The 23000-nt window shown below is 60.4% G+C and carries 27 protein-coding genes and 2 tRNA genes; 16 read left to right on the top strand and 13 right to left on the bottom strand.

All coding sequences use genetic code 11. The features are described from left to right. Positions 1 to 37 precede the first annotated feature (37 nt). From ACF8EF_RS16580 to ACF8EF_RS16565, 4 genes are all read right to left on the bottom strand, one after another. A complete protein-coding gene (locus tag ACF8EF_RS16580; RefSeq protein ID WP_010954660.1) occupies positions 38 to 391 on the bottom strand; it encodes a response regulator in 354 nt (117 codons plus the stop codon). Positions 392 to 402: 11 nt separating this feature from the next. After that, positions 403 to 1848: an ATPase domain-containing protein gene (locus ACF8EF_RS16575; RefSeq protein ID WP_392462043.1), complete on the bottom strand. Its 1446-nt coding sequence runs from the start codon at positions 1846 to 1848 to the stop codon at positions 403 to 405. A gap of 5 nt (positions 1849 to 1853) precedes the next feature. Next, entirely contained in the window at positions 1854 to 3014 is a 1161-nt protein-coding gene (locus ACF8EF_RS16570) for a nitrogen regulation protein NR(II) (protein ID WP_176682373.1), read from the bottom strand. An 84-nt stretch (positions 3015 to 3098) separates the two neighbouring features. Then, positions 3099 to 3374 (bottom strand): hypothetical protein, encoded by a 276-nt coding sequence (locus ACF8EF_RS16565; RefSeq protein ID WP_176682372.1) that lies wholly within the window; start codon positions 3372 to 3374, stop codon positions 3099 to 3101. 200 nt (positions 3375 to 3574) lie between these two features. Between ACF8EF_RS16565 and ACF8EF_RS16560 the strand changes: the two genes are divergently transcribed. Next, positions 3575 to 3659 (top strand) — tRNA-Leu (locus ACF8EF_RS16560). A 104-nt stretch (positions 3660 to 3763) separates the two neighbouring features. Next, positions 3764 to 4177, top strand: coding sequence for a DoxX family protein (locus tag ACF8EF_RS16555; protein WP_176682371.1), 414 nt, complete (start codon positions 3764 to 3766; stop codon positions 4175 to 4177). Between the two features lies 1 nt (position 4178). Here the strand turns inward: ACF8EF_RS16555 and ACF8EF_RS16550 are convergent, their stop codons facing one another. Next, complete coding sequence (locus ACF8EF_RS16550; protein ID WP_392462041.1) at positions 4179 to 4373, bottom strand: hypothetical protein; 195 nt, start codon at positions 4371 to 4373, stop codon at positions 4179 to 4181. Positions 4374 to 4765: 392 nt separating this feature from the next. On the opposite strand from ACF8EF_RS16550, the gene adhP reads away from it, so the two are divergent. The 3 genes from adhP to ACF8EF_RS16535 all read left to right on the top strand — a co-directional run bounded on the left by adhP (position 4766) and on the right by ACF8EF_RS16535 (position 6586). Next, positions 4766 to 5776 carry an alcohol dehydrogenase AdhP gene (gene adhP / locus ACF8EF_RS16545; protein WP_047603476.1) on the top strand — a complete coding sequence of 337 codons (1011 nt, stop codon included), beginning with the start codon at positions 4766 to 4768 and terminating at the stop codon, positions 5774 to 5776. Positions 5777 to 5865: 89 nt separating this feature from the next. Beyond that, positions 5866 to 6072, top strand: a complete 207-nt coding sequence (locus tag ACF8EF_RS16540) for a DUF6434 domain-containing protein (protein WP_019438758.1) — start codon at positions 5866 to 5868, stop codon at positions 6070 to 6072. A gap of 277 nt (positions 6073 to 6349) precedes the next feature. After that, positions 6350 to 6586 carry a hypothetical protein gene (locus ACF8EF_RS16535; protein ID WP_245355039.1) on the top strand — a complete coding sequence of 79 codons (237 nt, stop codon included), beginning with the start codon at positions 6350 to 6352 and terminating at the stop codon, positions 6584 to 6586. A gap of 31 nt (positions 6587 to 6617) precedes the next feature. Here the strand turns inward: ACF8EF_RS16535 and ACF8EF_RS16530 are convergent, their stop codons facing one another. Then, positions 6618 to 6989, bottom strand: a complete 372-nt coding sequence (locus tag ACF8EF_RS16530) for a MerR family transcriptional regulator (protein ID WP_176682369.1) — start codon at positions 6987 to 6989, stop codon at positions 6618 to 6620. 72 nt (positions 6990 to 7061) lie between these two features. Between ACF8EF_RS16530 and ACF8EF_RS16525 the strand changes: the two genes are divergently transcribed. Beyond that, complete coding sequence (locus tag ACF8EF_RS16525; protein ID WP_392462039.1) at positions 7062 to 8159, top strand: SDR family oxidoreductase; 1098 nt, start codon at positions 7062 to 7064, stop codon at positions 8157 to 8159. 127 nt (positions 8160 to 8286) lie between these two features. On the opposite strand, the gene ACF8EF_RS16520 is transcribed toward ACF8EF_RS16525, so the two are convergent. From ACF8EF_RS16520 to sohB, 3 genes are all read right to left on the bottom strand, one after another. Beyond that, positions 8287 to 8586: a hypothetical protein gene (locus tag ACF8EF_RS16520; protein WP_392462038.1), complete on the bottom strand. Its 300-nt coding sequence runs from the start codon at positions 8584 to 8586 to the stop codon at positions 8287 to 8289. 683 nt (positions 8587 to 9269) lie between these two features. Then, positions 9270 to 9343, bottom strand: a tRNA-Cys gene (locus ACF8EF_RS16515). A gap of 154 nt (positions 9344 to 9497) precedes the next feature. Next, positions 9498 to 10523 carry a protease SohB gene (sohB, locus tag ACF8EF_RS16510; RefSeq protein WP_176682326.1) on the bottom strand — a complete coding sequence of 342 codons (1026 nt, stop codon included), beginning with the start codon at positions 10521 to 10523 and terminating at the stop codon, positions 9498 to 9500. 197 nt (positions 10524 to 10720) lie between these two features. Here sohB and ACF8EF_RS16505 point away from each other — a divergent pair, with 197 nt between their 5' ends. The 4 genes from ACF8EF_RS16505 to ACF8EF_RS16490 all read left to right on the top strand — a co-directional run bounded on the left by ACF8EF_RS16505 (position 10721) and on the right by ACF8EF_RS16490 (position 13861). Beyond that, positions 10721 to 11431 carry a histidine phosphatase family protein gene (locus tag ACF8EF_RS16505; RefSeq protein ID WP_176682325.1) on the top strand — a complete coding sequence of 237 codons (711 nt, stop codon included), beginning with the start codon at positions 10721 to 10723 and terminating at the stop codon, positions 11429 to 11431. Between the two features lie 56 nt (positions 11432 to 11487). Then, on the top strand, positions 11488 to 11805 hold the full coding sequence (locus ACF8EF_RS16500; protein WP_003251077.1) for an SCP2 sterol-binding domain-containing protein: 318 nt from the start codon (positions 11488 to 11490) through the stop codon (positions 11803 to 11805). A gap of 184 nt (positions 11806 to 11989) precedes the next feature. Next, positions 11990 to 13057: a phosphotransferase family protein gene (locus tag ACF8EF_RS16495; RefSeq protein WP_176682324.1), complete on the top strand. Its 1068-nt coding sequence runs from the start codon at positions 11990 to 11992 to the stop codon at positions 13055 to 13057. A 36-nt stretch (positions 13058 to 13093) separates the two neighbouring features. Then, the gene (locus ACF8EF_RS16490; protein ID WP_021782185.1) at positions 13094 to 13861 is read left to right on the top strand and encodes an SDR family oxidoreductase; all 768 of its coding nucleotides are present in this window, start codon (positions 13094 to 13096) and stop codon (positions 13859 to 13861) included. Here ACF8EF_RS16490 and ACF8EF_RS16485 read toward each other — a convergent pair whose 3' ends face one another. Further along, positions 13862 to 14683, bottom strand: a complete 822-nt coding sequence (locus tag ACF8EF_RS16485; protein WP_392462036.1) for a class I SAM-dependent methyltransferase — start codon at positions 14681 to 14683, stop codon at positions 13862 to 13864. A gap of 182 nt (positions 14684 to 14865) precedes the next feature. Beyond that, positions 14866 to 15216: a hypothetical protein gene (locus ACF8EF_RS16480; protein WP_176682322.1), complete on the bottom strand. Its 351-nt coding sequence runs from the start codon at positions 15214 to 15216 to the stop codon at positions 14866 to 14868. A gap of 117 nt (positions 15217 to 15333) precedes the next feature. On the opposite strand from ACF8EF_RS16480, the gene ACF8EF_RS16475 reads away from it, so the two are divergent. The 5 genes from ACF8EF_RS16475 (at position 15334) to ACF8EF_RS16455 (ending at position 20034) form a co-directional block, all read left to right on the top strand. Further along, a complete protein-coding gene (locus tag ACF8EF_RS16475) occupies positions 15334 to 15624 on the top strand; it encodes an RcnB family protein (protein ID WP_176682321.1) in 291 nt (96 codons plus the stop codon). Between the two features lie 243 nt (positions 15625 to 15867). Next, positions 15868 to 16050: a hypothetical protein gene (locus tag ACF8EF_RS16470; RefSeq protein ID WP_176682320.1), complete on the top strand. Its 183-nt coding sequence runs from the start codon at positions 15868 to 15870 to the stop codon at positions 16048 to 16050. A 73-nt stretch (positions 16051 to 16123) separates the two neighbouring features. Further along, positions 16124 to 16516, top strand: coding sequence for a glycine zipper domain-containing protein (locus ACF8EF_RS16465; RefSeq protein WP_016498896.1), 393 nt, complete (start codon positions 16124 to 16126; stop codon positions 16514 to 16516). 126 nt (positions 16517 to 16642) lie between these two features. Beyond that, positions 16643 to 18472: an SLC13 family permease gene (locus ACF8EF_RS16460; protein WP_392462035.1), complete on the top strand. Its 1830-nt coding sequence runs from the start codon at positions 16643 to 16645 to the stop codon at positions 18470 to 18472. Positions 18473 to 18609: 137 nt separating this feature from the next. Further along, a complete protein-coding gene (locus ACF8EF_RS16455; protein WP_176682318.1) occupies positions 18610 to 20034 on the top strand; it encodes a GGDEF domain-containing protein in 1425 nt (474 codons plus the stop codon). A gap of 1 nt (position 20035) precedes the next feature. Here ACF8EF_RS16455 and ACF8EF_RS16450 read toward each other — a convergent pair whose 3' ends face one another. Then, positions 20036 to 20797, bottom strand: coding sequence for a TSUP family transporter (locus tag ACF8EF_RS16450; RefSeq protein WP_176682317.1), 762 nt, complete (start codon positions 20795 to 20797; stop codon positions 20036 to 20038). 98 nt (positions 20798 to 20895) lie between these two features. Between ACF8EF_RS16450 and ACF8EF_RS16445 the strand changes: the two genes are divergently transcribed. Next, complete coding sequence (locus ACF8EF_RS16445) at positions 20896 to 21801, top strand: LysR family transcriptional regulator (protein ID WP_176682316.1); 906 nt, start codon at positions 20896 to 20898, stop codon at positions 21799 to 21801. A 130-nt stretch (positions 21802 to 21931) separates the two neighbouring features. Here ACF8EF_RS16445 and ACF8EF_RS16440 read toward each other — a convergent pair whose 3' ends face one another. Beyond that, positions 21932 to 22126, bottom strand: a complete 195-nt coding sequence (locus ACF8EF_RS16440) for a hypothetical protein (protein ID WP_176682315.1) — start codon at positions 22124 to 22126, stop codon at positions 21932 to 21934. Positions 22127 to 23000: the final 874 nt, after the last annotated feature.

Here is a 23000-nt window from a genome sequence, read left to right as displayed (position 1 = left end):
CTCCCCTAAGGGGCATGGATGCGCTCGACCGCCAGCCTCAGGTGCCAATTAACTGATGCACCGTGGCGATCATCTCATCCATGTCGAAAGGCTTGTCGAATATTGCGGCAAACAGGGCCGGACATCCTTGGCTGGCCTGCGCGCCGCTCATGAGGATGACCGGCAACTCGCTTAACGCCGGGTCCTCGCGTATGGCACGCGCCAACTCCTCGCCATTGAGTAGCGGCATCATGTAGTCGGTAATCACCAGCTGCACGCGTTTTTCCTTTAACGCCTCCAGTGCTTTGCAGCCATTGCTCGCCTTTTCCACCAGGAAACCTTCGTCCTCCAGGGCAAACCCGAGGATATCGGCGATCAGGTATTCGTCATCGACAATCAGGATGGTGTTCATCGGCTCGTCCGTCACCCGCTCCCCTGCGGCGTCGGCGTTCCCGAAAGCACACCGCAGGCACCTTCGAACGCCTTGCGCAAGGTAATGCCTTGCGGCCCGATCAGCAGCTCGTGCAAGGCCGGGTCATGGTGGCTGTCACGTACTTTGAGGACCGACAGCATGCGCCGTAGTTGCGAGTCCAGCTCAACAAAGCGCATCAGCATAAGGTTGTCGACGATACTCGACAGGTCCGGCGCGGGGGCGCTGATTTCCGCGCCGAAGATGTCGCGCATCTCCCAGGTCAGGATCACACTGACATCGCGCGCGCGCAACTCACCCGCCAGCGCGCGGAAAAACGCATTGAGCCGCGTCGAGTCAATTGCCAGCCGGCTGAATGCGCCAAGGCTGTCGATCACCACGCGCTTGCTGCCCTGCGCCGCCACACGCTCCAGCAGCCGCGCGCCAACCTGGTCCAGCAAGCCTTCGGTGGTGGGCTGCCAGCACAGTTGCAAGCTACCGCCCTGCTCCATCGCGGCAAAATCGTAACCGAGCGAAGCGGCCTTGCTGCGCAGGCGTTCGGGCGTTTCGTAAAAACCGAAATGCAACCCCGGTGCCTGCGGGGTGCTGGCACCGAGAAAGGCCAGGCCCAATGACGTCTTGCCACTTCCCGAAGGCCCCATCAACAGGCTGACTGACCCAGTGGCCAAACCACCGCCAAGCATTTCATCGAAGGTTGGCACACCGCTGCTGATACGCACCAAAGTGCCGCTGCCCAACTGGCTGGGGTGGCTGAACAACGCTTCCAGGCGAGGATAAACCTGCATGCCGGACTCATCGACAAGGCATTCGTGACGCCCCGACAACGCACCACTACCACGGGTCTTGCGCAATTGAACATGGCGCACGGCGCGGCTGCCCACCAGTTGCTCACCCAGTTCGATCACGCCATCGACCATGGTGTGTTCCGGGCTGCCCTCGTCCAGCCGGGCACTGGTCAACAGCAGAACGGTGCAGCCGGCGAAGGCTGCATGCCCCTGCAGCTCAGAGACGAACTTTTTGGTGTCCAGCGCGGTTTCCGCACGTACCCGAGCATTGAGCACACCGTCGACGATCAGCAGGCTGGCCTGTTGCCGGGCAATTTCCTGACGCAGCAAGCGCACCACTGCATCCAGCCCGTCCTGCTCAAGCGTATCAAAGGCACTGACGAACTGGATTTGTTCGCCGACCAGCGCCGGGTCGAAGAAGTCCAGCGTGGACAGATACTGGAACAAGCGTTCATGCGACTCGCTCAGCAACGTGGCCACCAGCACCCGACCACCGCCACGCACGTGGCCGCAGGCCAGCTGATTGGCAAGGATGGTCTTACCGGCCCCCGGCGGCCCTTGGATAATGTAGGAGGCGCCAGCGATCAGGCCGCCCTTGAGCAACGCGTCGAGCCCGTCGATCCCCGTTACCAGCCGCTTCAGTGCCTGTGCCATGTTGTCTACCTGTCGAGTGGGCTATCCGTCTGGTCCTGATACATTGGCAAGTACAGTCGCATGCAAGTTCCCCGGCCAGGCTCGCTGTCGACATAAATCGCACCGCCACTTTGCCGGGCGAAACCATAGACCTGGCTGAGCCCCAGGCCGGTACCCTTGCCGAAAGGCTTGGTGGTGAAAAACGGCTCGAAGATACGCGGCAGTATCTCTGTGGGTATGCCTGCGCCGCTGTCCTGGACCTCGAAGCGCACGAAGCTGCCCTTCAGCCCTTCAACTTCGCCGAACAGTTCGACCACATCGACTGTCAGGCTGATCTGGCCATGCCCCTCGATGGCATCACGGGCATTGAACAAGAGGTTGAGCAACACCATCTGCAGTTGCCCGGCATCCACCTCGATCAGCGGCAGGTCCGGTTGCAGCAATACCTTCAAGTCAATCGAGCCTGGCAATGCATGTTCAAGCAGGCCACGCGTAGCGGTCACCACGTCTGCCGGGGCAACGCTGGCCACATCGAACTTGCGGTGACGAGCAAAGCTGAGCAGTTGCTGGGTCAGTTCGGTACCGCGCTGGCTGGCATCGAGGATGTGCTGCAACATGCGCTGGGCGCGAGCCGGGTCCTGGGTGGCCAGCGCCAGGCGGGCCGAGCTGATGATGATGGTCAACATGTTGTTGAAGTCGTGCGCCAGACCACCGGTCAACTGGCCGAGGGCTTCAAGCTTCTGCGCCTGGAACAGCTGGGCGCGCACTGCGTCCAGCTGCAGCGCCGACTCGCGACGGTCAGTGATATCGCGTGTCACCTTGGCCAGGCCAATGATCTGGCCATTTTCATCACGGATCACATCCAGTGCAGCCAGGGCCCAGAACTGTGTACCGTCCTTGCGCACCCGCCAGCCTTCGTCCTGCGCCCCACCCTGCTCCAGCGCCTGGCGCAGCAGGCGCTCGGGGCGGCCATCCGCACAATCCTGGGGGGTGAAGAACAACGAAAAGTGCTTGCCGATCACTTCATCTCCACGGTAACCCTTGATCCGTTGTGCGCCGGCGTTCCACGACACCACATGGCCGGAAGGGTCGAGCATGTAGATGGCATAATCCACCACCGACTGAACCAGCTGTTCATAACGATGGGCAGGCATGACGGAATAGTCGAGGCAGTCAGCTGGAACCATGCAAACTCCACTGGCACAGCAGGAGGGAGGAAATGAGCGTAGCCCGGAGGGTCTGCCAGTAGACCGCTGAACGACTACAGGCTGTCAGCGTTCCGGCTCGGTCAGCGCCGGACTGATGCGACGCGGCATGGCCACTTTCAGCAACCACAGGCTCAGCACCATGATCATACCACCGCCGACCAGTGCCAACATACGCTGCTGCTGTGAGTGCTCTGCATCGAAGCCCAGCAACAACAGGTACCCGCCCAGGCTGATCAGGCTGATGTAAAGAAATGCACCCAGCACGAGCACCTGCGCGAACACCAGCCGCCAGAATAACCGTGGACGCACCACACCTTCGCCAACTCGGCCCTGAGTCATTACGGAGCACTCTTGGATCCATTAATGGGCAACAGTGGCGCAGTGATGGCAAGGTATCAATTGCCCGTTCGATCGACCCTTCTATCTGTTGATCATAGGTGCTGCAGTTGACTCAACTATAACAATGGGTTATAAAGCGCGCTTGATTGCGAAGCCCTTCTGCCTAGAAGCGAGCTGGTCGTTGCGACCCCTTCAAGCGTGCGAGTGTGGTGGAATTGGTATACACAGCAGACTTAAAATCTGTCGGCGTGAGCCTTGCGGGTTCGAGTCCCGCCACTCGCACCAAACTTCGTTGAAAAGGCGCCCTTGCGGCGCCTTTTTGCTGCCTGACGGCAATGTCTTGCGCAGCTGCTAAAGTGGAGCTTGTACCCGTCCACTGGAACGCCGCCATGCGCTACTCCCTGTTCGATGGTCAACGCGACATCATTATCCTGATCGCCCGCATACTGCTGATGATCCTGTTCGTCTTGTCTGGCTGGGCCAAGCTGACCGGCTTCGAAGGCACGGTAGGCTACATGACCTCGCTCGGCGCCCCTGCCCCGATGCTGGCAGCAGGGATTGCCGTCATCATGGAGTTCGTCGTCGCAATCCTGTTGATCCTCGGTTTCTACACGCGGCCACTGGCGTTCCTGTTCGCGCTGTTCGTACTGGGCACGGCGCTGCTTGGCCACCCGTTCTGGAACATGGTCGACCCCGAGCGCAGCGCCAACATGACCCAGTTTCTGAAAAACCTCAGCATCATGGGCGGCCTGCTGCTACTGGCGGTAAGCGGGCCCGGACGGTTCTCGGTGGATGGTCGCTGAGTCAGTCTTCGCAGTCGTCGAACCAGGCTGGGTGATCGCGCTCTTCTTCATCGAGATCATCCAGCGTTTCCTCGTCTTCCTCCACTTCATCCTCGGCACCCTGGGCATCTGCCTCGGGCTCCACGTCGTCGTAGAGAAATTCGTGGTCGAGCAGGTGATCGTGCTCGGGTTCGTGCAGGTCGTCTTCGTCGCGCATGCTGGCTCCTGGGATAATGGCAGGCCTGTATAGGCTGATCAGGGTGCCGGGTCAATGCATTGTCGCTTAATCCTGGGTTAACCGGCACGGCGCAGCCTGCAGGCTCTCCCTTCAAACGTCTTTTGCCCGCCCTTTATGGCGGGCTTTTTTATGGTTTTCACGAAATGTCGACATCTGGATGGGCACACTGACCCTGCTCCGTACGTTCTTGCAGCCCGCCGCATCATTGCCGCGGGCTTTTCTTTTTTCCGCACATGCCAGTCAGGCCTACACAGGCATTTTATGGGCGCGTCCACCACGACCATGACCTGAAGCAGTTTTGCCTGGCCAGGCAAGGTCTATGCTGTCCCGGCGATAACCCAAGCTCACATCGGATATACACGGAGGCTCTTATGAAAGCTGCTGTCGTTGCACCTGGCCGTCGCGTGGACGTGGTAGAGAAAACCCTGCGCCCTCTCGAACACGGCGAAGCGCTGCTGAAGATGCAGTGCTGCGGGGTGTGCCATACCGACCTGCACGTGAAAAATGGCGACTTTGGTGACAAGACCGGTGTAGTACTGGGCCACGAAGGTATTGGTGTCGTCCAGGAAGTTGGCCCGGGCGTCACCTCGCTCAAGCCAGGCGACCGAGCCAGCGTTGCCTGGTTCTATCAGGGCTGCGGACACTGCGAATATTGCAACAGCGGCAACGAAACCCTGTGCCGCGACGTGAAGAATTCTGGCTACACCGTGGACGGCGGCATGGCCGAGGCCTGCATCGTCAAGGCTGACTACTCGGTTAAAGTACCCGACGGCCTCGACTCCGCTGCCGCCAGCAGCATTACCTGCGCTGGCGTCACGACCTACAAGGCAGTGAAAATCTCCAACGTCCGCCCCGGCCAATGGATCGCCATCTACGGGCTCGGCGGCCTGGGCAACCTGGCCCTGCAATATGCCAAGAACGTGTTCAACGCCAAAGTCATCGCCATCGACGTCAACGAAGAGCAACTGCGCTTCGCCAGCGAGATGGGCGCGGATCTGGTCGTCAACCCGCTCAACGAAGACGCCGCGAAGGTCATCCAGGCCAAGACCGGTGGCGCACATGCTGCCGTCGTGACTGCCGTGGCCAAAGGCGCGTTCAACTCGGCCGTCGATGCCTTGCGCGCAGGCGGGCGACTGGTGGCCGTCGGGCTTCCGTCGGAGTCCATGGACCTGAATATTCCCCGCCTGGTGCTTGATGGGATTGAAGTAGTGGGCTCGCTGGTAGGTACACGCCAGGACCTGCAGGAAGCCTTCCAGTTCGCCGCTGAAGGCAAAGTGGTGCCCAAGGTGACGCTGCGACCGATCGAGGATATCAACCAGATCTTTGACGAGATGCTCGAGGGCAAGATCAAAGGCCGGATGGTGATACAGTTCGAAGGCTGACAGGCCGACCCAGACTATTTGAAACCATCGCAAAGCCCGTAGATGACCACCTACGGGCTTTTGCCTTCTCAATAGTCAAGGAACAGACCATGACCGTCGACTGGCACGCTGGGCCGATTACCCGTACGACTCCACTGGACAAGCATTACCGTAACACGCAGAAGGTTCGTCAGTTTCTGCTCAGCGAGTGCGGGGCGGCATTCAAGTTCGACCGTGGATTCATGCTTTGGATCAAAAGTGGCACCCCATCAACCATGGGTGACGTCGCGGATGAATGGCTACGGAGGTATGGGTGACACTTTGCATCTGACGGCTGGAGGCAGCCTTTGGCTGCAGCCGTTGCTTTCAACATCTTGTCCAACGATTCAACCATGCTGGAATAATCCATTTCCTCACTCCCTCGCTGGTGAAATTGGCTTGCGTTCAACCATAGACTACGAACATTTCAATATTTGATCAGCAAACCTGGAAATATCACTCATCCTTCATGCTAAAGACCGACGCCCGCGAGGTGAGGTTCAAGAAAAGTGCTCAGCCTGCAATGGCGAGCCTGTGCATATTGAGGAGCTAGGTATGTCCATTCGAAGCTTGGCGAAGCACCTGCCGCCGGACCCTTCGCGGGAAGGCTGGGTAATCGGATGGGGGGTCCTGAGAGACCGACATCCATGGCATTTCGTCGACGTTTATGCTGACCAGAAAACGGCCATGGCAGAGGCGGAGCGCAGAGGAGATGGCTACGTGGTGGAATTCGGCTCGCACCGCTTGGGGACGCATGAGTTTATCTGCGGTGTAACCTTACCTGAAGGCTGATGCTCGATCGAAAAGGGTCATGGACAGGACGTCAAGGAATCATCTGCCCATTGGCAATTGCACTGGCTTCAAGCTTCGCACGCTCCGCGTCCAGAAAAACATAAGCGGCTTGTAGCGTGGTGATCTTCGTTTGAATCTCGGCCATCTTGGCGGCGACCAAGGCGGCGCCTTGCGCGCAGTCGATCGTGTTACCCCGCCTGGCCGCAAGGATGTCCCCGATCTCAGCAAGTGAAAAGCCCCCGCTCTGGGCGCTCTGTATGAAGGCCAAGTCAACAACGGTCTGTTCACTGTAACTGCGGTAGTTGTTGGCTTGTCGGTGTGGCTCGATAAGCCCGAGCTGTTCGTAATAGCGCAATGCATGGCGGCTGAGCCCACTCCGACGCTCCAACTCTCCAATATTCACGTTAAAAATCCTTGACTGTAGAGCAGGCTCTACACCTTAGCCTGCGCCCATCATCCAAACAAGGATTCAAACATGAGTGTGGAATGCTTTGTCACCGGCGGCAGCGGCTTTGTAGGGCAACACTTGCTGGCCGGTCTTACTGCGCAAGGACACAAGACCTGGGTGCTGATGCGCAGCCCCGGCAACATCGAGCGCCTCAAGGAGCAGGTAGGCCAACTGGGGGGTAACCCTGAGTATATCCATGCCGTTGAAGGCGATATCAGCCAGGAGGGGCTTGGCCTCAGCGAATCAGACAAAGAACGCGTCACTTCGGCCGCTGTATTTTTCCATCTCGCGGCGGAATTTTCCTGGGGGCTGACACCGGAACGCGCCCGCACAGTCAATGTCCAAGGTGCTTTGAGAGTGGCCAGGCTTGCGGCCGACCAGCGCATCCGATTGCTCATGGTAGGCGGCTTCATGCTGCAAAACCTCAACCACCTTGCCAGTATCGGGGTTGATATTCAGTGCCCTGAAAACACAAACTGGCCCGCGGTCTACGCCCGTGTAGGCGGCTACGAAGGCAGCAAACTCGAGTCCCATTTTGCAGTCATCCGCTATATGCAAGACGCGGATGCGGATTACACGATTGTTCACCCTGCTACGGTGTGCGGCCACAGCGAGAACGGGCATATCCTGGACGGACAACCGCTTGCCGAACTCATTCGCAATCTGGCACAAGGCCGGTTCAAAGCTATTCCCGGTTCCGCCAGTCACTGGTTGCCATTGGTCAGCGTCGATTATCTGGTGAACATGATAACTTGCGTGGCGTTCGACCCCTCCATGGCCAACCGGCAAGTTCTGGCGCTGTATGAGCGAACACCGAACTTGCAGGGAATGCTTTTGCAAATCGCAGACACGCTAAAGGTCAAGGCCCCCCGCCGCCATGTACCCATAGGGTTGCTCAGGTCGATATTGACGATTCCAGGACTGGCGACCCGCTTGGCGATCAGCGCCGAGTCCTTGAACTTTATTCAGACGCAGCGCTTCGACATGGGAAACAGCAGGCAATTGGAGCGCAAGTACGCGTTTACCCATCCCGACATGACGCAGGCCTTGGAAAACACGGTGCGCTATGTCAGCGACTACTTGATGAAAAAGTCCAAAAGAGAAGGCGCTGGCCAGCGAGGATAACGGGCCAGGCCGATGAAGCCTTCCCTGCCGGCTTGCTGGAAGTCTGGAGACACAGGGGTTTCATGTACTGCGTCTTCGCTGATGACAGTAAGTCACCGCTCGACCTCCGGCGCTGCGCGCCTGGCCGCTATTTCGAGGCAGCCAGAAAGCCTGCAGCAGGCGCACCTTCAGTGGCGACCCGTCGGGCCCGACCAACGCCCCACGCCAACGCCCTGGTCATCGACTCGCCAGGGCGAGAATCGAAGGTCTCTTCATGGATAGCCATGCCGCCTGGGGCGTACACCCCGATGAACATCTGCGTTTTGCCTGTCCGCGACAGTCGCGTCTGAACATCAACGTATGTCCCATCGTCGAGCGTCTCGTCGTGAGTTCGGTGATGAAGCGTCGGGTCAGCCCAGGCCCAGAAAACATCACCGCGTATTCTCATGAGGCGCTCCTACGACTTTAGTTGTAGTCAGGTGGTTTATTGCCACCATAGCGAACGTGCAGTTTTACGCAAATTCGTCTGACTCATCTGTGAGCTGAATCGGACAATCGGCTATTCAGCAGCCCCACCAAAGACTCAACGCTTGTCGTGAAGCTCGGGCGGCCAAGCGCTGAAGAACCACATGATTCCTGGCGTCAATACATAGATCCAGTGCTGGCCAGGGTAGATGAAGATGCCGACAGCCCAGATGGCGAGTAAGGTTCCGCCCGCTCGCCTACGCCGCCTCGGCGTGAACCATTCCTGAAACGCCTTGTGCCTCTTCCGCAGTTTCATTACCACCCTCCCTGTTTGGTAAGCGGCGAAGCATATCACCGCTAATTCAACGATAACGCGCCCCCGGCAAAGGCGGCGCCTGCACGCAAGAACCACGAAGTGACCGAACAACAACACGACGAGCGCAAGCCGGACCGGGTCATCCGCCAACATCTACGGGTTCAAGCAGCTGCGCTCAGTGTTTGACTAGACATAATGGCCCCCAGCACGCCGGCCCTGATCACGCAGTACTGCGACTCAAGATTGGCTAAGAGGTTTCGGAACTCCATGCCAAAAGTTACCGAGCTCTTGGTTTTCTCGACCCATAAAGAAAAACCCCGCAGACGTTAATCTGCGGGGCTTTCGAATGGTGGAGGCCGAGGTCGGAATCGAACCGGCGTAGACGGATTTGCAATCCGGAGCATAACCACTTTGCTACTCGGCCTCAAAGGTCGGATCTAGCTGCTTGCGCTTTGCTATCTCCTTGAAACGCTGAACCTTTTTCAAAGTTTGCTGCGTTTCGATGGGCGCCATTATGTCTTCATTCTTTTAACCTTGCAACCCCCTGAACGAAAAAAAATTTCAACAGGTTCAAGGTGTTAGCGCAGGCGGCTGAGTTTGCTCCACAAGCCCAGCACCGTGTTCTCCACTGTACCGCTGGCGGCCATGCCAATACGCTCCTGCAGGCTCTTGCGTTGGGCATAGTGCAGGTGGAACAGGTTGGCGTTGCGTGCGCGTTCGCTCAGGTACTCGTCACTGGTCTGCAGCTCGTCCACCAGCTTGCGATTGAGCGCCGCCACGCCCAGCCAGACTTCGCCAGTGGCGACTTCGTCGATGTGCAGCTGCGGACGATAGCGGGAGACGAAATCCTTGAACAACTGGTGAGTGATGTCCAGGTCCTCCTGGAACTTCTCCCGGCCCTTCTCGGTGTTTTCGCCAAAGACGGTCAGGGTGCGCTTGTATTCACCAGCAGTGAGCACTTCGAAGTCGATGTCGTGCTTTTTCAGCAGGCGGTTGACGTTGGGCAACTGCGCCACCACGCCAATAGACCCCAGTACGGCGAATGGGGCACTGACGATCTTCTCGCCGATGCAGGCCATCATGTAGCCACCACTGGCAGCCACCTTGTCGATGCACACGGTCAACGGGATGCCCGCCTGACGAATACGCGCCAGTTGCGATGCAGCCAAGCCGTAACTGTGCACCAGGCCACCGCCGCTTTCCAGGCGCAGTACCACTTCGTCACGCGCGGTGGCGAGCGTCAGCAGTGCGGTGATTTCGTTGCGCAGGCTTTCGGTGGCCGAGGCTTTGATGTCGCCATCGAAATCCAGCACGAATACCCGGCTCTTGTCCTCGGACTCGGCCTTGCCCTTCTTCTGCTGCTTTTCTGCCTTCGCCTGCCGCTTGCGCAGTGCTTTGAGCTGGGCCTTGTCGAGCAGGCCGGACTCCAGGCGCTCACGCAGATCCTTGTAAAAATCGTTCAGGCGGGTGACCTGTAATTGCCCGCCCGATTTGCGCCGACCTTTGCCACGCAGCCCGGCGATGGCAGACAGCACCACCAGGATGGCGATGACCAGGGTGGCGGTTTTGGCGAGAAAGCTTGCGTATTCGGCAAGAAACTCCACGTTGACTCCTTAAATGCCTGCGCCACTACGGCGCGTCACTGTTGCAAGCATACCGTTGCGCCTGTAGAGCTGCCAGCCGGTGTAAACGCTGGCAACATCTTTCAAACAACCTTTTCAAACGCTTGTATGTTTTTTCGTTGACAGCCCGTGTGCCGCATCCTAACCTCGCAGCAACCTCCAACAGGCCGGAACCTTCCGTGGGCAATCTCTACCTGATTCGACATGGCCAAGCCTCCTTCGGTGCCGATGACTACGACGTCCTCTCGCCCGTGGGCGTGCGCCAGAGCCAGGCCTTGGGTGAACACCTGGCCCAGTTGGGCGTGCGGCTGGACCGCTGCGTGGCTGGCGACCTGCGCCGCCAGCAGGATACCGCTCGGCTGGCGCTGCAGGCGCTGCACGCCAACGGCTGCCCGGTGCCGGCGGTTGAGACCGACGCCGCATTCAATGAGTTCGATGCCGACGGTGTGATCCGTGCCCTATTGCCCGACCTGCTGCCGGAAGAGCCCGATGCCCTGCATGTGCTGCGCAATGCCGCACAGCACCGCAGCGAGTTTCAGCGTCTGTTCGCGTTGATGGTGCAGCGCTGGCACGATGGCGAGCATGCCGATAATGGCCTGGAAACCTGGCATTCGTTTACGTCACGCGTACAAGGGGGCCTGCAACGCGTGCTGGACAGCGCCGGCAGCGGCGATCATGTTGCTATCTTCACCTCGGGTGGCACCATTGCCGCCCTGCTCCACCTGGTTACCGGTATTACCCCCAGCCAGGCGTTCGCGCTGAACTGGCAGATCATCAACACGTCGCTCAGCCAGCTGAAGTTTCGCGGCCGCGACGTGGCACTGACTTCCTTCAACAGCCAGGCCCATGTGCAGCTGTTGAGGGCGCCGGAGCTTGTCACCTACCGATAAGCCCGGCTTGTTGTGTCCCTGCGGGGACGTGTAAATCACTCTATAAGGAATGCGCCATGACCTCCGTAGCTGATGCCGTCAAAAAGATGCAAGAGAAATTCAACCCATCCGCTGCCGCCGGCCTGGACCTGGTGTTCGGCTTCAACATCACCGACGAAGACAAGCACTACGCGCTGATCGTCAAGGACGGCACCTGCGACCTGCAGGAAGGCGAAAACCCGGATGCCAACTGCACCCTGGTGATGGACGCCGAAACGCTGAAGGGTATCGTCAGCGGCGAAACCGACGGCATGCAGGCCTTCATGGGCGGCAAGCTGCGGGTTGAGGGCGACATGATGCTGTCGATGAAACTCAGCGAACTGTTCCCGTCCTGAGGGCTGGGAGTACCGGATGATCAAAAAACCGAAGCCTGCCAGGCTTCGGTTTTTTTTGGCCTGCATTCGGTGCAGTGATCCACCAGCAACACCCTCACCTATATGGCACATGGCACGATTGTTCCAACCTCGGCGGACCATTAGATTACCCAATAGTACTTGCTATCGAGAATAAGGAAGACGCATGACGCTCACCGACCAGTCCACCCAGGTACGCCCCGGCGAAGAACTCGACGCGGCCGTCATCGACCCTTACTTCAAAGCCAATATCCCCGGCCTGCACGGCCTGCCGAGCATCAGCCAGTTCCCTGGCGGCGCCTCCAACCTCACTTATCTGGTCAGCTACCCGGACCGCGACTTCGTGCTGCGCCGACCTCCCTTCGGTCAAAAGGCCAAGTCGGCCCACGACATGGGTCGTGAGTTCCGCATCCTCAACCAGCTCAACAGCGGCTTCCCCTATTGCCCCAAGGCCTACGCACACTGCACCGACACCCGCCTGATCGGCGGCGAATTCTATGTGATGGAACGGGTCAAGGGCATCATCCTGCGCTCGGACATCCCGGCCGAACTGAACCTGGACGCCAGCCGGACCGAAGCCCTGTGCAAAAGCTTCATCGACCGCCTGGTCGAGCTGCACCAAGTGGACTACACCGCCTGCGGCCTGGCCGACCTGGGCAAGCCGGAGGGCTACGTGCAGCGCCAGATCGAGGGCTGGACCAGCCGTTATGAAAAAGCCCTGACACCGGATGCACCACGCTGGGAAAAAGTAACCGCCTGGCTGCACGACAAAATGCCCGCCGACCACCCGCGCCCAGGCATCGTGCACAACGACTACCGTTTCGACAACGTGATCCTGGATGCTGACAACCCCATGCGCATCATCGGTGTGCTGGACTGGGAGATGGCCACCCTGGGCGACCCACTCATGGACCTGGGCAACTGCCTGGCCTACTGGATCGAAGCCGGCGACCCGGCGCCAGTGCAACTGATGCGCCGCCAGCCAAGCAACGCGCCGGGCATGCTCAGCCGCCGCCAGTTCGTCGATTACTACGCCGAGCGCTCCGGCATCCGCCTGGACAACTTCGATTACTACTATTGCTATGGCCTGTTCCGCCTGGCAGGGATCGTTCAGCAAATCTACTACCGCTACTACCACGGCCAGACCCAGGACAAGCGTTTCGCCCAGTTCATTCACATGAACCGTTTGCTGGAACAAATGACCTTGCAGGTCATCGCCAAGTCCAGCTTCTGAGCACTGCCCACGACGACGGATAACAAGGAAAACAGCATGTCCAAGACCCACCTGTTCGACCTCGACGGCAAGATTGCCTTTGTTTCCGGCGCCAGCCGAGGCATCGGCGAGGCCATCGCCCACTTGCTCGCGCAGCAAGGGGCCCATGTGATTGTTTCCAGCCGCAAGCTTGAAGGGTGCCAGCAGGTGGCCGACGCCATCATTGCCGCCGGCGGCAAGGCCACGGCTGTGGCCTGCCACATTGGTGAGCTGGAACAGATTCAGCAGGTGTTCGCCGGCATTCGCGAACAGTTCGGGCGACTGGATGTGCTGGTCAACAACGCAGCCACCAACCCGCAATTCTGTAATGTGCTGGACACTGACCCAGGGGCGTTCCAGAAGACCGTGGACGTGAACATCCGTGGTTACTTCTTCATGTCGGTGGAGGCTGGCAAGCTGATGCGCGAGAACGGCGGCGGCAGCATCATCAACGTGGCGTCGATCAACGGTGTTTCGCCCGGGCTGTTCCAAGGCATCTATTCGGTGACCAAGGCGGCGGTCATCAACATGACCAAGGTGTTCGCCAAGGAGTGTGCGCCGTTCGGTATTCGCTGCAACGCGCTACTGCCGGGGCTGACCGACACCAAGTTCGCTTCGGCACTGGTGAAGAACGAAGCCATCCTCAATGCCGCCTTGCAGCAGATCCCGCTCAAGCGCGTGGCCGACCCCAAGGAAATGGCGGGCGCGGTGCTGTACCTGGCCAGCGATGCCTCCAGTTACACCACCGGCACCACGCTCAATGTCGACGGTGGCTTCCTGTCCTGATCAGGCTTTGACGGCGACCAAGGTGTAACTCAGGGGAAGGCGCGCCGGTTGCTCGCGCAGGCGATATTCACCGTCTTCGCCCTTGACCATCTGCCCCGGCAGCGCCTCCCAGGGGATGCTCTGGTGCTCGACCAGCGCAGTCAACTGCAGGCCGTGGGCCAGCAAGGCAGTGATCACTTCGCCCAGGCCGTGGTTCCATTCGTGGGTTTCGGTGTGGGCCAGGCGCTGATCGGTTTCGACGTAGGTCTGGTCGGTGTGCCACACCGTCGGCGATTCGTGCTCGAAGTACGGATATTCGAGCTGCAGGCGATCCTGATGGTCTTCGTTGACGGCCATCAGCATCGGGTGCCCGTCGCGCAGGAACAGCCGCCCGCCCGGTTTAAGCAGTGCCGCGACGGTGCGCGCCCACGGCTCGATGCGAGGCAACCAGCAGAGCGCGCCAATACCGGTGTAGACCAGGTCGAAAGTACCCGCCGGCAGTACCTTGTCGGCGGCATAGACGTCAGCCTCGACATACGAGATGGGCTGCGCGCAACGCTCGGCCAAAGCCCGTGCCTCGGCTAGCGAAGCCTTGGAATAATCCAGGCCGCAAACCTTGGCGCCAAGGCGCGCCAGCGAGAGGGTGTCGGTGCCGATGTGGCACTGTAAATGGACCGTCTCAAGCCCGTCGATGTCGCCGAGCAGTGGCAGGTCGAAGCGTACGGTTTCGGACAAGTGCCCGTTTTGCTGGACCAGGCGTTCGACTTCGTAGTCCTTCGAAGCGGCGTGCAACGGGGCACGTTCATCCCAGCTGATGCGGTTGAGTTGCAGTGAGCGGTCCATGGAGTCGTCCTTGTGTGGAAGCGCCTTATGCTAGCCGTCACCGCGCCCCCTGCAACACAACTGTCTTGATAAAAAGTGTAAAGCCCGCGCGCCCTCTGCTGTGGCAACAAATGCCTTGCTCACTACCCTGAATACGCGGGCCCTTGCAGGAGTGGTGATAAAGCCAGCACAAGCGCCAGCAGTTACAGGCAGGTTGCAGCTGCCGCCCGGCGCTGCAGGGCCACGCCGTCGTTGCTCTTCGCGTAGTAATCCACACGCGCCCCGCCCGACTGCGGATACACGTCCACGAACGCTTCGGCCTCACGGGTATACACGGTGAACCCGCCCTGCTTGCGCGGTTCCATGTAGCCACTGGCGTCGTCACCGAACACCTGCTCTTCCTGCCAACTGAACTGGATGCACTGGGCAACCAGCGCGGGTGCCTTGTGCGAGTCGAACTGCGCAGTCGGCTTGCCGCCACGCGCGGTTTCCATGGTCGCAGAAGCGCAACCGGCCAGCATCAGCACCGCAGCCAACGGCAGAATCGCACGCATGTTCCATCCTCGGGGTCGCGAAAAAGAAGGCGACTCTAGCACTGGCAGGCATCCCGAGTGAATTGCCAGGCACTTGCCGCTGTCGCAGATAAGACATGCCGTCACAAGGAACGCATCATGAAACTGCACTATCTGCTACTCGCCGCCCTGCCTTGCCTGCCTCTGAGCGTCAGCGCCGCCCCCTCCAGCGAAGAGAGCATCACCGCCCCCGAAACCCACAACCGCGAACTGAACGTCGGCGACAAGGCTCCGGACCAGTACAAACGCGATGACCAGGCCATCAAGGACTGGAAAGCCAAGGGCCTGCCCGAGCCGGAAAAGGAAAGTCACTGGGTGCGCATGGGCAAGCACTACGTGCTGGTGCAGATCACCAATGGCGTGGTGCTGGCGATTCAACCGGCATCCTGATTCTGCACACCCTGACCAAGGCGACCCATTGCAGAGCACTTCGCCGCCGGCCAGGTACGCTCAGAGCGCGTTGATACGCTTGGACCGATCGATGCCGGTCAGCGCCACAGCCCGTTGTTGCAGGCGGGCGCCTTGGCGCTGATCGCGTGAAGCACAATTTTTTTGCCCGTCCGGGAAACCAAATCGATCGACCCCAGTCTCAGAAGGTGCCCTGTAAACCTATGCGGATCAAGGACCTATATCGTGCTCACGCGTCTTGCAAGCCTTTCTCTGGTTGCTGTTGTCCTGCTGACCGCAGGCTGCCATAGCCATCGCTACCATGATGACGACGGCTGGCGTGACCGCGACCGTGACCATCGCCACCACCATCGCCATGACCGCGACGACGATGATCGGCAATACCGCGGTGACCGCTACTACCGCTGAAGCGTCCTTTCAGCCCTGACCTGCCGCCCGTTGCGCGGCGACTTATCCTGATGATTCCTTTGAGGTTCGTATCATGCGTCTGACTCTGCCTTCCCTTGCCCTCGGCCTGCTGCTGTGCCAGGGCGCTTTCGCCGGTGACGGTACTGCCGCCATTGGCGGCGGTCTGGGGGGTGTCCTGGGCAACGTTGTTGGCCAACAGCTCGGCGGCAAGACCGGCGCAGCCATCGGTGCCGGCGTTGGCGGCGCAGCCGGCAGCGCGGTCGGTGCACGCAAGGGCAACCGTACCGAAGCCGCCATCGGCGGTGGCCTGGGCTCGGCCGGTGGCTCGCTGCTGGGCGGCGCAGTAGGCGGCAAGACCGGTTCGACCGTGGGTGCCGGCCTGGGCGGCGCGGCCGGTGGTGCCCTCGGCAACCATCTGGGCGACGACAACCGCGGCAGCAAGAAGCACCGCCGCCACCGTCACTGAGCCCGTGACCGAAGGGCCGCATAGCGGCCCTTTTTGTTGCAGCACATCAACCCCCCCTTCACTGCAAGCTGGCACACTGACTGCTACTGTCTATCGTGCCCCCGTGTGAAGGAACACCCCCTCCCCATGAACCATGAGTTGCTCTGGGTCCTCGGCCTGCTGGCCCTCGTGATTACCCTGTTCGTCATCAACCGCCCACGCATGGACGTGGTTGCGCTGTTGGTGATTCTCGCCCTGCCACTACTCGGCATCCTTACCGTAGAACAGGCCCTGGCCGGGTTCAGTGACCCCAACGTGGTGCTGATCGCCGCCCTGTTCGTGATTGGCGAAGGCTTGGTGCGCACCGGCATTGCCTATCGCATCGGCGAATGGATGAGCGAGCGGGCCGGCAATAGCGAAGCACGCCTGCTGGTACTGCTGATGGTGGCGGTGGCCGGGCTGGGATCGATCATGAGCTCCACCGGCGTGGTGGCCATTTTTATCCCGGTGGTGCTGAGCATCGCTGCACGCCTGCAGCTTTCACCCAGCCGCCTGATGATGCCACTGGCTTTTGCCGGCCTCATCAGTGGCATGCTCAGCCTGGTCGCCACACCGCCCAACGTGGTGGTGCACAGCGAGCTGGTCCGCCATGGCAAAGCGGGGTTCAGCTTCTTCAGCTTTACCCCGTTCGGCCTGGTGGTGCTGGTGCTGGGCATTGGCTACATGCTGCTGACCCGGCACTGGCTCAACGGTGAAGTGCGCAAGGATGGCCGGGTGGAAAGCCGCCGCACCTTGCTGGACCTGGTACTGGACTACAAGCTCAATGGCCGTGAACGGCGCCTGCGCATCCGCCCTCACTCGCCGCTGATCGGCCACAACCTCGGCGAACTGGAACTGCGCACCAGACACGGCGCCAACGTGATCGGCATCGAGCGCCAGCACAAGTTCACCACGCGCGTGATCGCTGCCGACTCGGGCACCGTGCTGCATCAGGGCGACGTGCTGCTGCTCGACCTGTTCGCCAAGCATGACGACCTGCGCAGCCTGTGCCAAACCATGCAACTGGAGCCGTTGCACTTCAAGGCCGCCTACTTCATCGACCAGTCCCAGGATTTGGGAATGGCGGAGGTCTCGCTGCCGCCAGGCTCGCAACTGATCGGCAAGAGTATCCTCGAACTGGCGTTTCGCACCCGCTATGGCCTCAATGTGGTCGGCCTGCGCCGCGATCAGGCAGCTATCGAAGCGCAACTGCTGGAAGAAAAGCTGCGCCTGGGTGACACCCTGCTGGTGGTCGGCCCGTGGAAGGCGGTGCGCCAGTTGCAAAGCAAGCCCAAAGACTTCCTGGTACTGAGCTTGCCCGCCGAGATCGACCTGGTCGCACCAGCCCGCACCCGCGCGCCGCAGGCGCTACTCAGCCTGGCAGTGATGGTCGGGCTAATGGTCAGCGGCGCCGTACCCAATGTGATTGCTGCGCTGATCGGCTGCCTGCTGATGGGCGCAGGCCGTTGCATCGACATGAACAGTGCTTATCGCGCCATCCACTGGCAAAGCCTGGTGCTGATCGTCGGCATGCTGCCCTTCGCCCAGGCGCTGCAGAAAACCGGCGGCATCGACCTGGCGGTGGGTGGGCTGGTGAACGTGCTGGGTGGTGCCGGCCCCAGCGCCATTCTTGCCTGCCTGTTCGCCGTCACTGCAGTGATCGGGCTGTTCATTTCCAACACCGCCACCGCAGTACTGATGGCACCGGTGGCTGTCAGCACTGCGGCGCAGTTGGGCATGTCACCCTACCCGTTCGCCATGACCGTAGCGCTGGCCGCGTCGGCGGCGTTCATGACGCCGGTGTCATCACCGGTCAACACGCTCGTGCTTGGGCCCGGGCAATACCGCTTTGCTGACTTCGTCAAGATTGGCGTACCGTTCACCGTGCTGGTGATGCTGGTTACCGTCGTGATGGTGCCGTGGTTCTTTGGACTGTGAGGAAAGCGGCCAGGAGTAGAGGCAATTTGACATTATCGCAACCAATCGCGGCAGATTGACATCAACCACCCTGACCCAACACACTGCGGGTAATTGCCCCAGGTGCTCCATCGCGTTGTCCTGGATTTCGTTTCCGCTTGCCGGTCGAGTTCATGGTTTTTCCAGCCCAATCGCGCGTGTTGCCTTATATCGTTGTACTTGGCGTGACCTTTGCCCTCACCCTGGGCGGCATCCTGGCACGCCCGATCGAATCGCTGTCGCTGTTTTGGCCAGTGAATGCGGTACTGGCCGGCATACTCCTGCGCTATCCCCGTCAAGCCACGTTTACCGGCTTTAGCCTGGTGTGGCTGGCCATGGTCGGCGCCGACCTGCTGTGTGGCAGTGCCTGGGTGCCGGCGCTGTGGTTCAACCTGTGCAATCTTGGTGTGGTGGTCACCCTCTGGCAACTGCTGTCGCGCTTGCCACGCATGCACCGGCGCATGCGCAGCCCGCACGGCGTACTCCGCGTGTTCGCCGCCTGCGCCGCCGCTGCCGTGGTAGCGGCCAGCATGGCAGCGGCAATGGCCGCACCGTGGTTCCAACAGTCGTTGCGCGCCACCTGGCTAGCCTGGTTCAGCGAACAGTTCTCGACCGGCGTGCTGGTGCTGCCAGTGCTGCTCACTGCGCCCTCGGTACGGGCCTTGATGCGTGGCGGCGCGCAACCCATCCGCCTGGCGCCGTTGCTGGTGCTGCTGGCCTCGCTGGCATTCAGCATCGCCTTTGGTGGCCCGGGTGCCATTGCTTTCCCGATTGCCGCGTTACTGTGGTGTGCCTGGACCTACTCACCGTTCCTGGTATCACTGCTGACACTCACGGCCGGCAGTACGCTGATCGTGGCCGTGGCGCAAAACCTCATGCACTTCAGCGTGCCGCAGAGCGAGCCTGGGGTTACCACGCTGATGTCGGCGCGCCTGGGCATCGCCATGCTGGTGCTCGGGCCGTTGGTGGTGGCCTGCGTCAGCCAGGCCAACCGTAGCCTCATGGCCCGTCTGGCGCACCAGGCCACCGTCGATCACCTCACCGGCGTGCTCACCCGCAGCGCCTTCACACGCCGCGCCAACGCGCTGCTGGAGAGCCGCCAACAGCACGCCCAGGCGCTGCCACTGACCCTGATGATGCTGGACGTCGATCACTTCAAGTCGATCAACGATGCCCACGGCCATGCCGTCGGCGACCAGGTGCTGCGCCAATTCGCCAGCACCCTGCAGGACCAACTGCACAACGATGAATTGATCGCACGCCTGGGTGGCGAAGAATTCGTTGTCATCCTGCCCGGACTTGCGCCAGATCGGGCCAACTTCACCGCGGAACGCCTGCGCCGCGCCATACAGGACCTGCACGTGACACAGGCCGACCAGCGCCTGCAGATTACCGTGAGTATCGGTGTGGCAGGCTGCGACGCAGACATGCCGGCCCCCAGCCTCGACGAACTGCTGGCCAGTGCCGACCAGGCGCTGTACCGGGCCAAGGCCCGGGGCCGCAACCGCGTCGAACAGGCCGAAGCACAGCGCCTGGTGATCTGAACTAGCCGATCAGCAGGTCCCACGACAGCTTGGCGATCAGCACACACAACAGCACCAGGAACAGCCCGCGGACAAAACCGGCCCCCTTGCGTACCGCCAGCCAGGTACCGGTCAGCGCGCCGAGAATGTTACACACCGCCATGGGCAAGGCGATGGCGTACAGCACGTTGCCGGTCGGCACGAAGAACACCAGCGCCGCCAGGTTGGTGGCAATGTTTACCACCTTGGCCGAAGCCGAAGCGTGCAGAAAGTCCAGGGCAAAGAAGCGGATGAACAGGAAGATCAGAAAACTACCGGTGCCGGGGCCGAACAGGCCATCGTAGAAGCCGATAGCGCCGCCGATCAGCACTGCCAGGCATTGCTCCTTGCGGCCGATCTGCGCAGGTTTGTGCAAGGTGCCGAAGTCCTTCTTGCAGAAGGTGTAGATAGCCATCAGCACGATCAGCACCAGCACTGCCGGGCGCATGACACTGGGGGGTACCAGCGACACCGTGGCGGCCCCCGCGAACGACATGACAAAGGCACTGAGTGCCGCCGGTACGATCAACCCCCAATCCAGCGTCACTTTACGGATGAACGAGCGGGCCGCGAAAGCCGTGCCGAACACGGACGCCAGCTTGTTGCTGCCGAGCAATGCCGCTGGTTGCGCGGTGGGCAACACGTTGAACAACGCCGGGATCTGGATCAGCCCGCCACCACCCACCGCGGCGTCGATCAACCCAGCGGCGAAGGCGAACACAGAAAGCACAGCAATATCCATCATGACGCGGTTCCAGGCAGTGAAGACGCCTGCAAGGCTAATCAAAGTGGCGCGCTTGTGTTGAAATGCCATATTGCAATAACTGCAACAAGGAGCAGGCAATGGCATTGGACATGCTGCGGGAAATCCAGGCGTTCGTCAGCGTCGCACACAAGCGCAGCTTCGTTGCTGCCGCCCGCGCGCTGGGGCGCTCACCCAGCACAGTTACACGTGCTGTACAAACCCTGGAAGACAATACGGGAAGCAAACTACTCAACCGCAACGCCAACGCCGTAACCCTGACCGAGGCCGGCGAGCGCTTGCTGCCGCATGCCGAACGCTTGCTGGATGTGCAACGCGATGCCGCCGACGAACTGGCCGCGCTCAGCGGCAGCGCCCAAGGCTGGATTCGCTTTGCCGCGCCGCAACTGCTGGGAGAGCATGTACTACCGCAAGTGCTTGCCGAGTTTTCCCGCCGCTACCCCCAAGTGACGCTGGACGTCCAGTACAGCGACGAAGCCCTTGACCCGCTGCAAGGTAAATTCGACTTCGTGGTGCGCGGTGCATTCCCGCAATCGAGCGAACTGATCGGCTACCCGCTTTGGCCCTACCAGCGCCACCTGTATGCCAGCCCGGCATATCTGGCCCTGGCTGGCACACCGCAACACCCGGAAGACCTGAATGGACACACCTTGATCCTGCATACCGCGCCACGCATCCTCAAGGCCTGGCACTTCTGCCACGATGGCCAGATCACCAGCCTGCGCCCCAGGCCCAGGCTCCGCCTGGGCTCAGGAAGCGCTGTCTACCACAGCACCCTGGCCGGCGCCGGCATTGCCCGCCTCGCCGCCTGGGTCGGCGAAGCACAGGTCAAGGTCGGCCGCCTGGTCCGAGTGTGTCCGCAGTACCGCCTGACGTCCAGCAGCGGCCAGGACCCACAGATGCATGCTGTATACCCTGCCGGCGAGTTGCCGGCGCGGGTACGTGACTTGCTGGTAGCCCTACGCCAAGCCGACTCGCCCCTCTGAAACAGACCATGAAACGACTGTTCAATTTCTGCTCAATTTAACAGAGCCCGCCGCGGATCTGGCTTACAGCACTTTATCCACAGACCTACCCACGTTTTTTGTGGACAGATTTCCCAGCGTAAAGAACGACTTATCGCACAAGCAGCAATGCCGAATTGGCCAGCTTGACCAGCTCGATCCACTCCTGCGTACTGATTGACCCGGCTTGCTCAAGCGCCTCGGCATTGCGCAGTGCCTGATCATAGCCCGGCTCATCAAGCTGGCCTTCGGCGAGATAACGCCTACGCCACTCCAGCATGGCTGAAGTGCCTTTCTTGCATTCCATCAATCTATCGACTCCAAGGCAAAATACCGCCGAATAAGCGGCGGCGGGAGACTACACGAGGCTTTTGCACTTGAGAATGACTTGCACCTACCGCTGATCCAGCAGTGCAACGAGGAAGACTACCGGCCATTTGCCAATAGCGTGGGCCCGTCGCTTGAAGTGGACGGGCCGCGCAGGGAAAAAGCAGTTGAACTCAGCTTGGTGGAATGGTGCCAAGAATACCAATCAGAATGGTCAGCAGCAGAAAACCACCCAGGAACAGCGCCAGCTTGCCCATTGGAACCTCTACAGTTGTGATGCGGGAATGGGCACATTGTCGAGCTTGGGCTGATACGGTTACAGATTCAGGTTTATGGAAAAAAAGCGGATCAGATGCGATGCGCGGATGCCGCCGGGCTGGACTCAGCCGCAGTGGTTGACGCTGACCACGTGTCGCTCGCGGGCCGGCAATTGATACACGAAGTTTCTAAACACGCCTCCAGGCTTGCGCAGTACCTGCGCCGGGTACGCTGCCCCTCGAAAGCTCTTGAGCCCAGCCAATACGGTAGATTGAGCTTGCCTGGGAGGACACGATCTGAAACACGGTTTGTAGGATTGTTTACCGCAATCTGTAGGAAATGGCGTGGCAATGAGTCTTGCCTGTATGAAACATCAGTTTCTCAGGCAAATTCGAGCTGCTACGGTCCATTTTTCCTACAACGGTACGGAAGCCTACAGCGTGAGAAAAGCATGGACTCGTTCAAAACCTCTGCACTGAAGTTGCAGAAAAATCTGCTAGACCTGCGCGTTGCGCGTGAGCGCCTGAGAGGTGAAGGCAAGGACAAGGAAGCAGATCAACTCGCTGGGCCGATCGCGCGGCTTGAGGAGGCCATCC

Origin of the sequence: Pseudomonas sp. zjy_15, from assembly GCF_043101865.1 — a bacterium.
Classification (GTDB): Bacteria; Pseudomonadota; Gammaproteobacteria; order Pseudomonadales; family Pseudomonadaceae; genus Aquipseudomonas; species Aquipseudomonas putida_Y.
Note: the sequence above shows the minus strand (reverse complement) of the source record. Positions and strands in the feature narration are given on the sequence as shown.

Excerpts from the sequence above, each read along its gene's own strand:
- ACF8EF_RS16580 (WP_010954660.1), bottom strand. The coding sequence starts at position 391 with ATGAACACCATCCTGATTGTCGATGACGAATACCTGATCGCCGATATC.
- ACF8EF_RS16575 (WP_392462043.1), bottom strand. The coding sequence starts at position 1,848 with ATGGCACAGGCACTGAAGCGGCTGGTAACGGGGATCGACGGGCTCGAC.
- ACF8EF_RS16570 (WP_176682373.1), bottom strand. The coding sequence starts at position 3,014 with ATGGTTCCAGCTGACTGCCTCGACTATTCCGTCATGCCTGCCCATCGT.
- ACF8EF_RS16565 (WP_176682372.1), bottom strand. The coding sequence starts at position 3,374 with ATGACTCAGGGCCGAGTTGGCGAAGGTGTGGTGCGTCCACGGTTATTC.
- ACF8EF_RS16555 (WP_176682371.1), top strand. The coding sequence starts at position 3,764 with ATGCGCTACTCCCTGTTCGATGGTCAACGCGACATCATTATCCTGATC.
- ACF8EF_RS16550 (WP_392462041.1), bottom strand. The coding sequence starts at position 4,373 with ATGCGCGACGAAGACGACCTGCACGAACCCGAGCACGATCACCTGCTC.
- adhP (WP_047603476.1), top strand. The coding sequence starts at position 4,766 with ATGAAAGCTGCTGTCGTTGCACCTGGCCGTCGCGTGGACGTGGTAGAG.
- ACF8EF_RS16540 (WP_019438758.1), top strand. The coding sequence starts at position 5,866 with ATGACCGTCGACTGGCACGCTGGGCCGATTACCCGTACGACTCCACTG.
- ACF8EF_RS16535 (WP_245355039.1), top strand. The coding sequence starts at position 6,350 with ATGTCCATTCGAAGCTTGGCGAAGCACCTGCCGCCGGACCCTTCGCGG.
- ACF8EF_RS16525 (WP_392462039.1), top strand. The coding sequence starts at position 7,062 with ATGAGTGTGGAATGCTTTGTCACCGGCGGCAGCGGCTTTGTAGGGCAA.
- ACF8EF_RS16520 (WP_392462038.1), bottom strand. The coding sequence starts at position 8,586 with ATGAGAATACGCGGTGATGTTTTCTGGGCCTGGGCTGACCCGACGCTT.
- ACF8EF_RS16500 (WP_003251077.1), top strand. The coding sequence starts at position 11,488 with ATGACCTCCGTAGCTGATGCCGTCAAAAAGATGCAAGAGAAATTCAAC.
- ACF8EF_RS16495 (WP_176682324.1), top strand. The coding sequence starts at position 11,990 with ATGACGCTCACCGACCAGTCCACCCAGGTACGCCCCGGCGAAGAACTC.
- ACF8EF_RS16490 (WP_021782185.1), top strand. The coding sequence starts at position 13,094 with ATGTCCAAGACCCACCTGTTCGACCTCGACGGCAAGATTGCCTTTGTT.
- ACF8EF_RS16485 (WP_392462036.1), bottom strand. The coding sequence starts at position 14,683 with ATGGACCGCTCACTGCAACTCAACCGCATCAGCTGGGATGAACGTGCC.
- ACF8EF_RS16480 (WP_176682322.1), bottom strand. The coding sequence starts at position 15,216 with ATGCGTGCGATTCTGCCGTTGGCTGCGGTGCTGATGCTGGCCGGTTGC.
- ACF8EF_RS16475 (WP_176682321.1), top strand. The coding sequence starts at position 15,334 with ATGAAACTGCACTATCTGCTACTCGCCGCCCTGCCTTGCCTGCCTCTG.
- ACF8EF_RS16465 (WP_016498896.1), top strand. The coding sequence starts at position 16,124 with ATGCGTCTGACTCTGCCTTCCCTTGCCCTCGGCCTGCTGCTGTGCCAG.
- ACF8EF_RS16460 (WP_392462035.1), top strand. The coding sequence starts at position 16,643 with ATGAACCATGAGTTGCTCTGGGTCCTCGGCCTGCTGGCCCTCGTGATT.
- ACF8EF_RS16450 (WP_176682317.1), bottom strand. The coding sequence starts at position 20,797 with ATGATGGATATTGCTGTGCTTTCTGTGTTCGCCTTCGCCGCTGGGTTG.
- ACF8EF_RS16445 (WP_176682316.1), top strand. The coding sequence starts at position 20,896 with ATGGCATTGGACATGCTGCGGGAAATCCAGGCGTTCGTCAGCGTCGCA.
- ACF8EF_RS16440 (WP_176682315.1), bottom strand. The coding sequence starts at position 22,126 with ATGGAATGCAAGAAAGGCACTTCAGCCATGCTGGAGTGGCGTAGGCGT.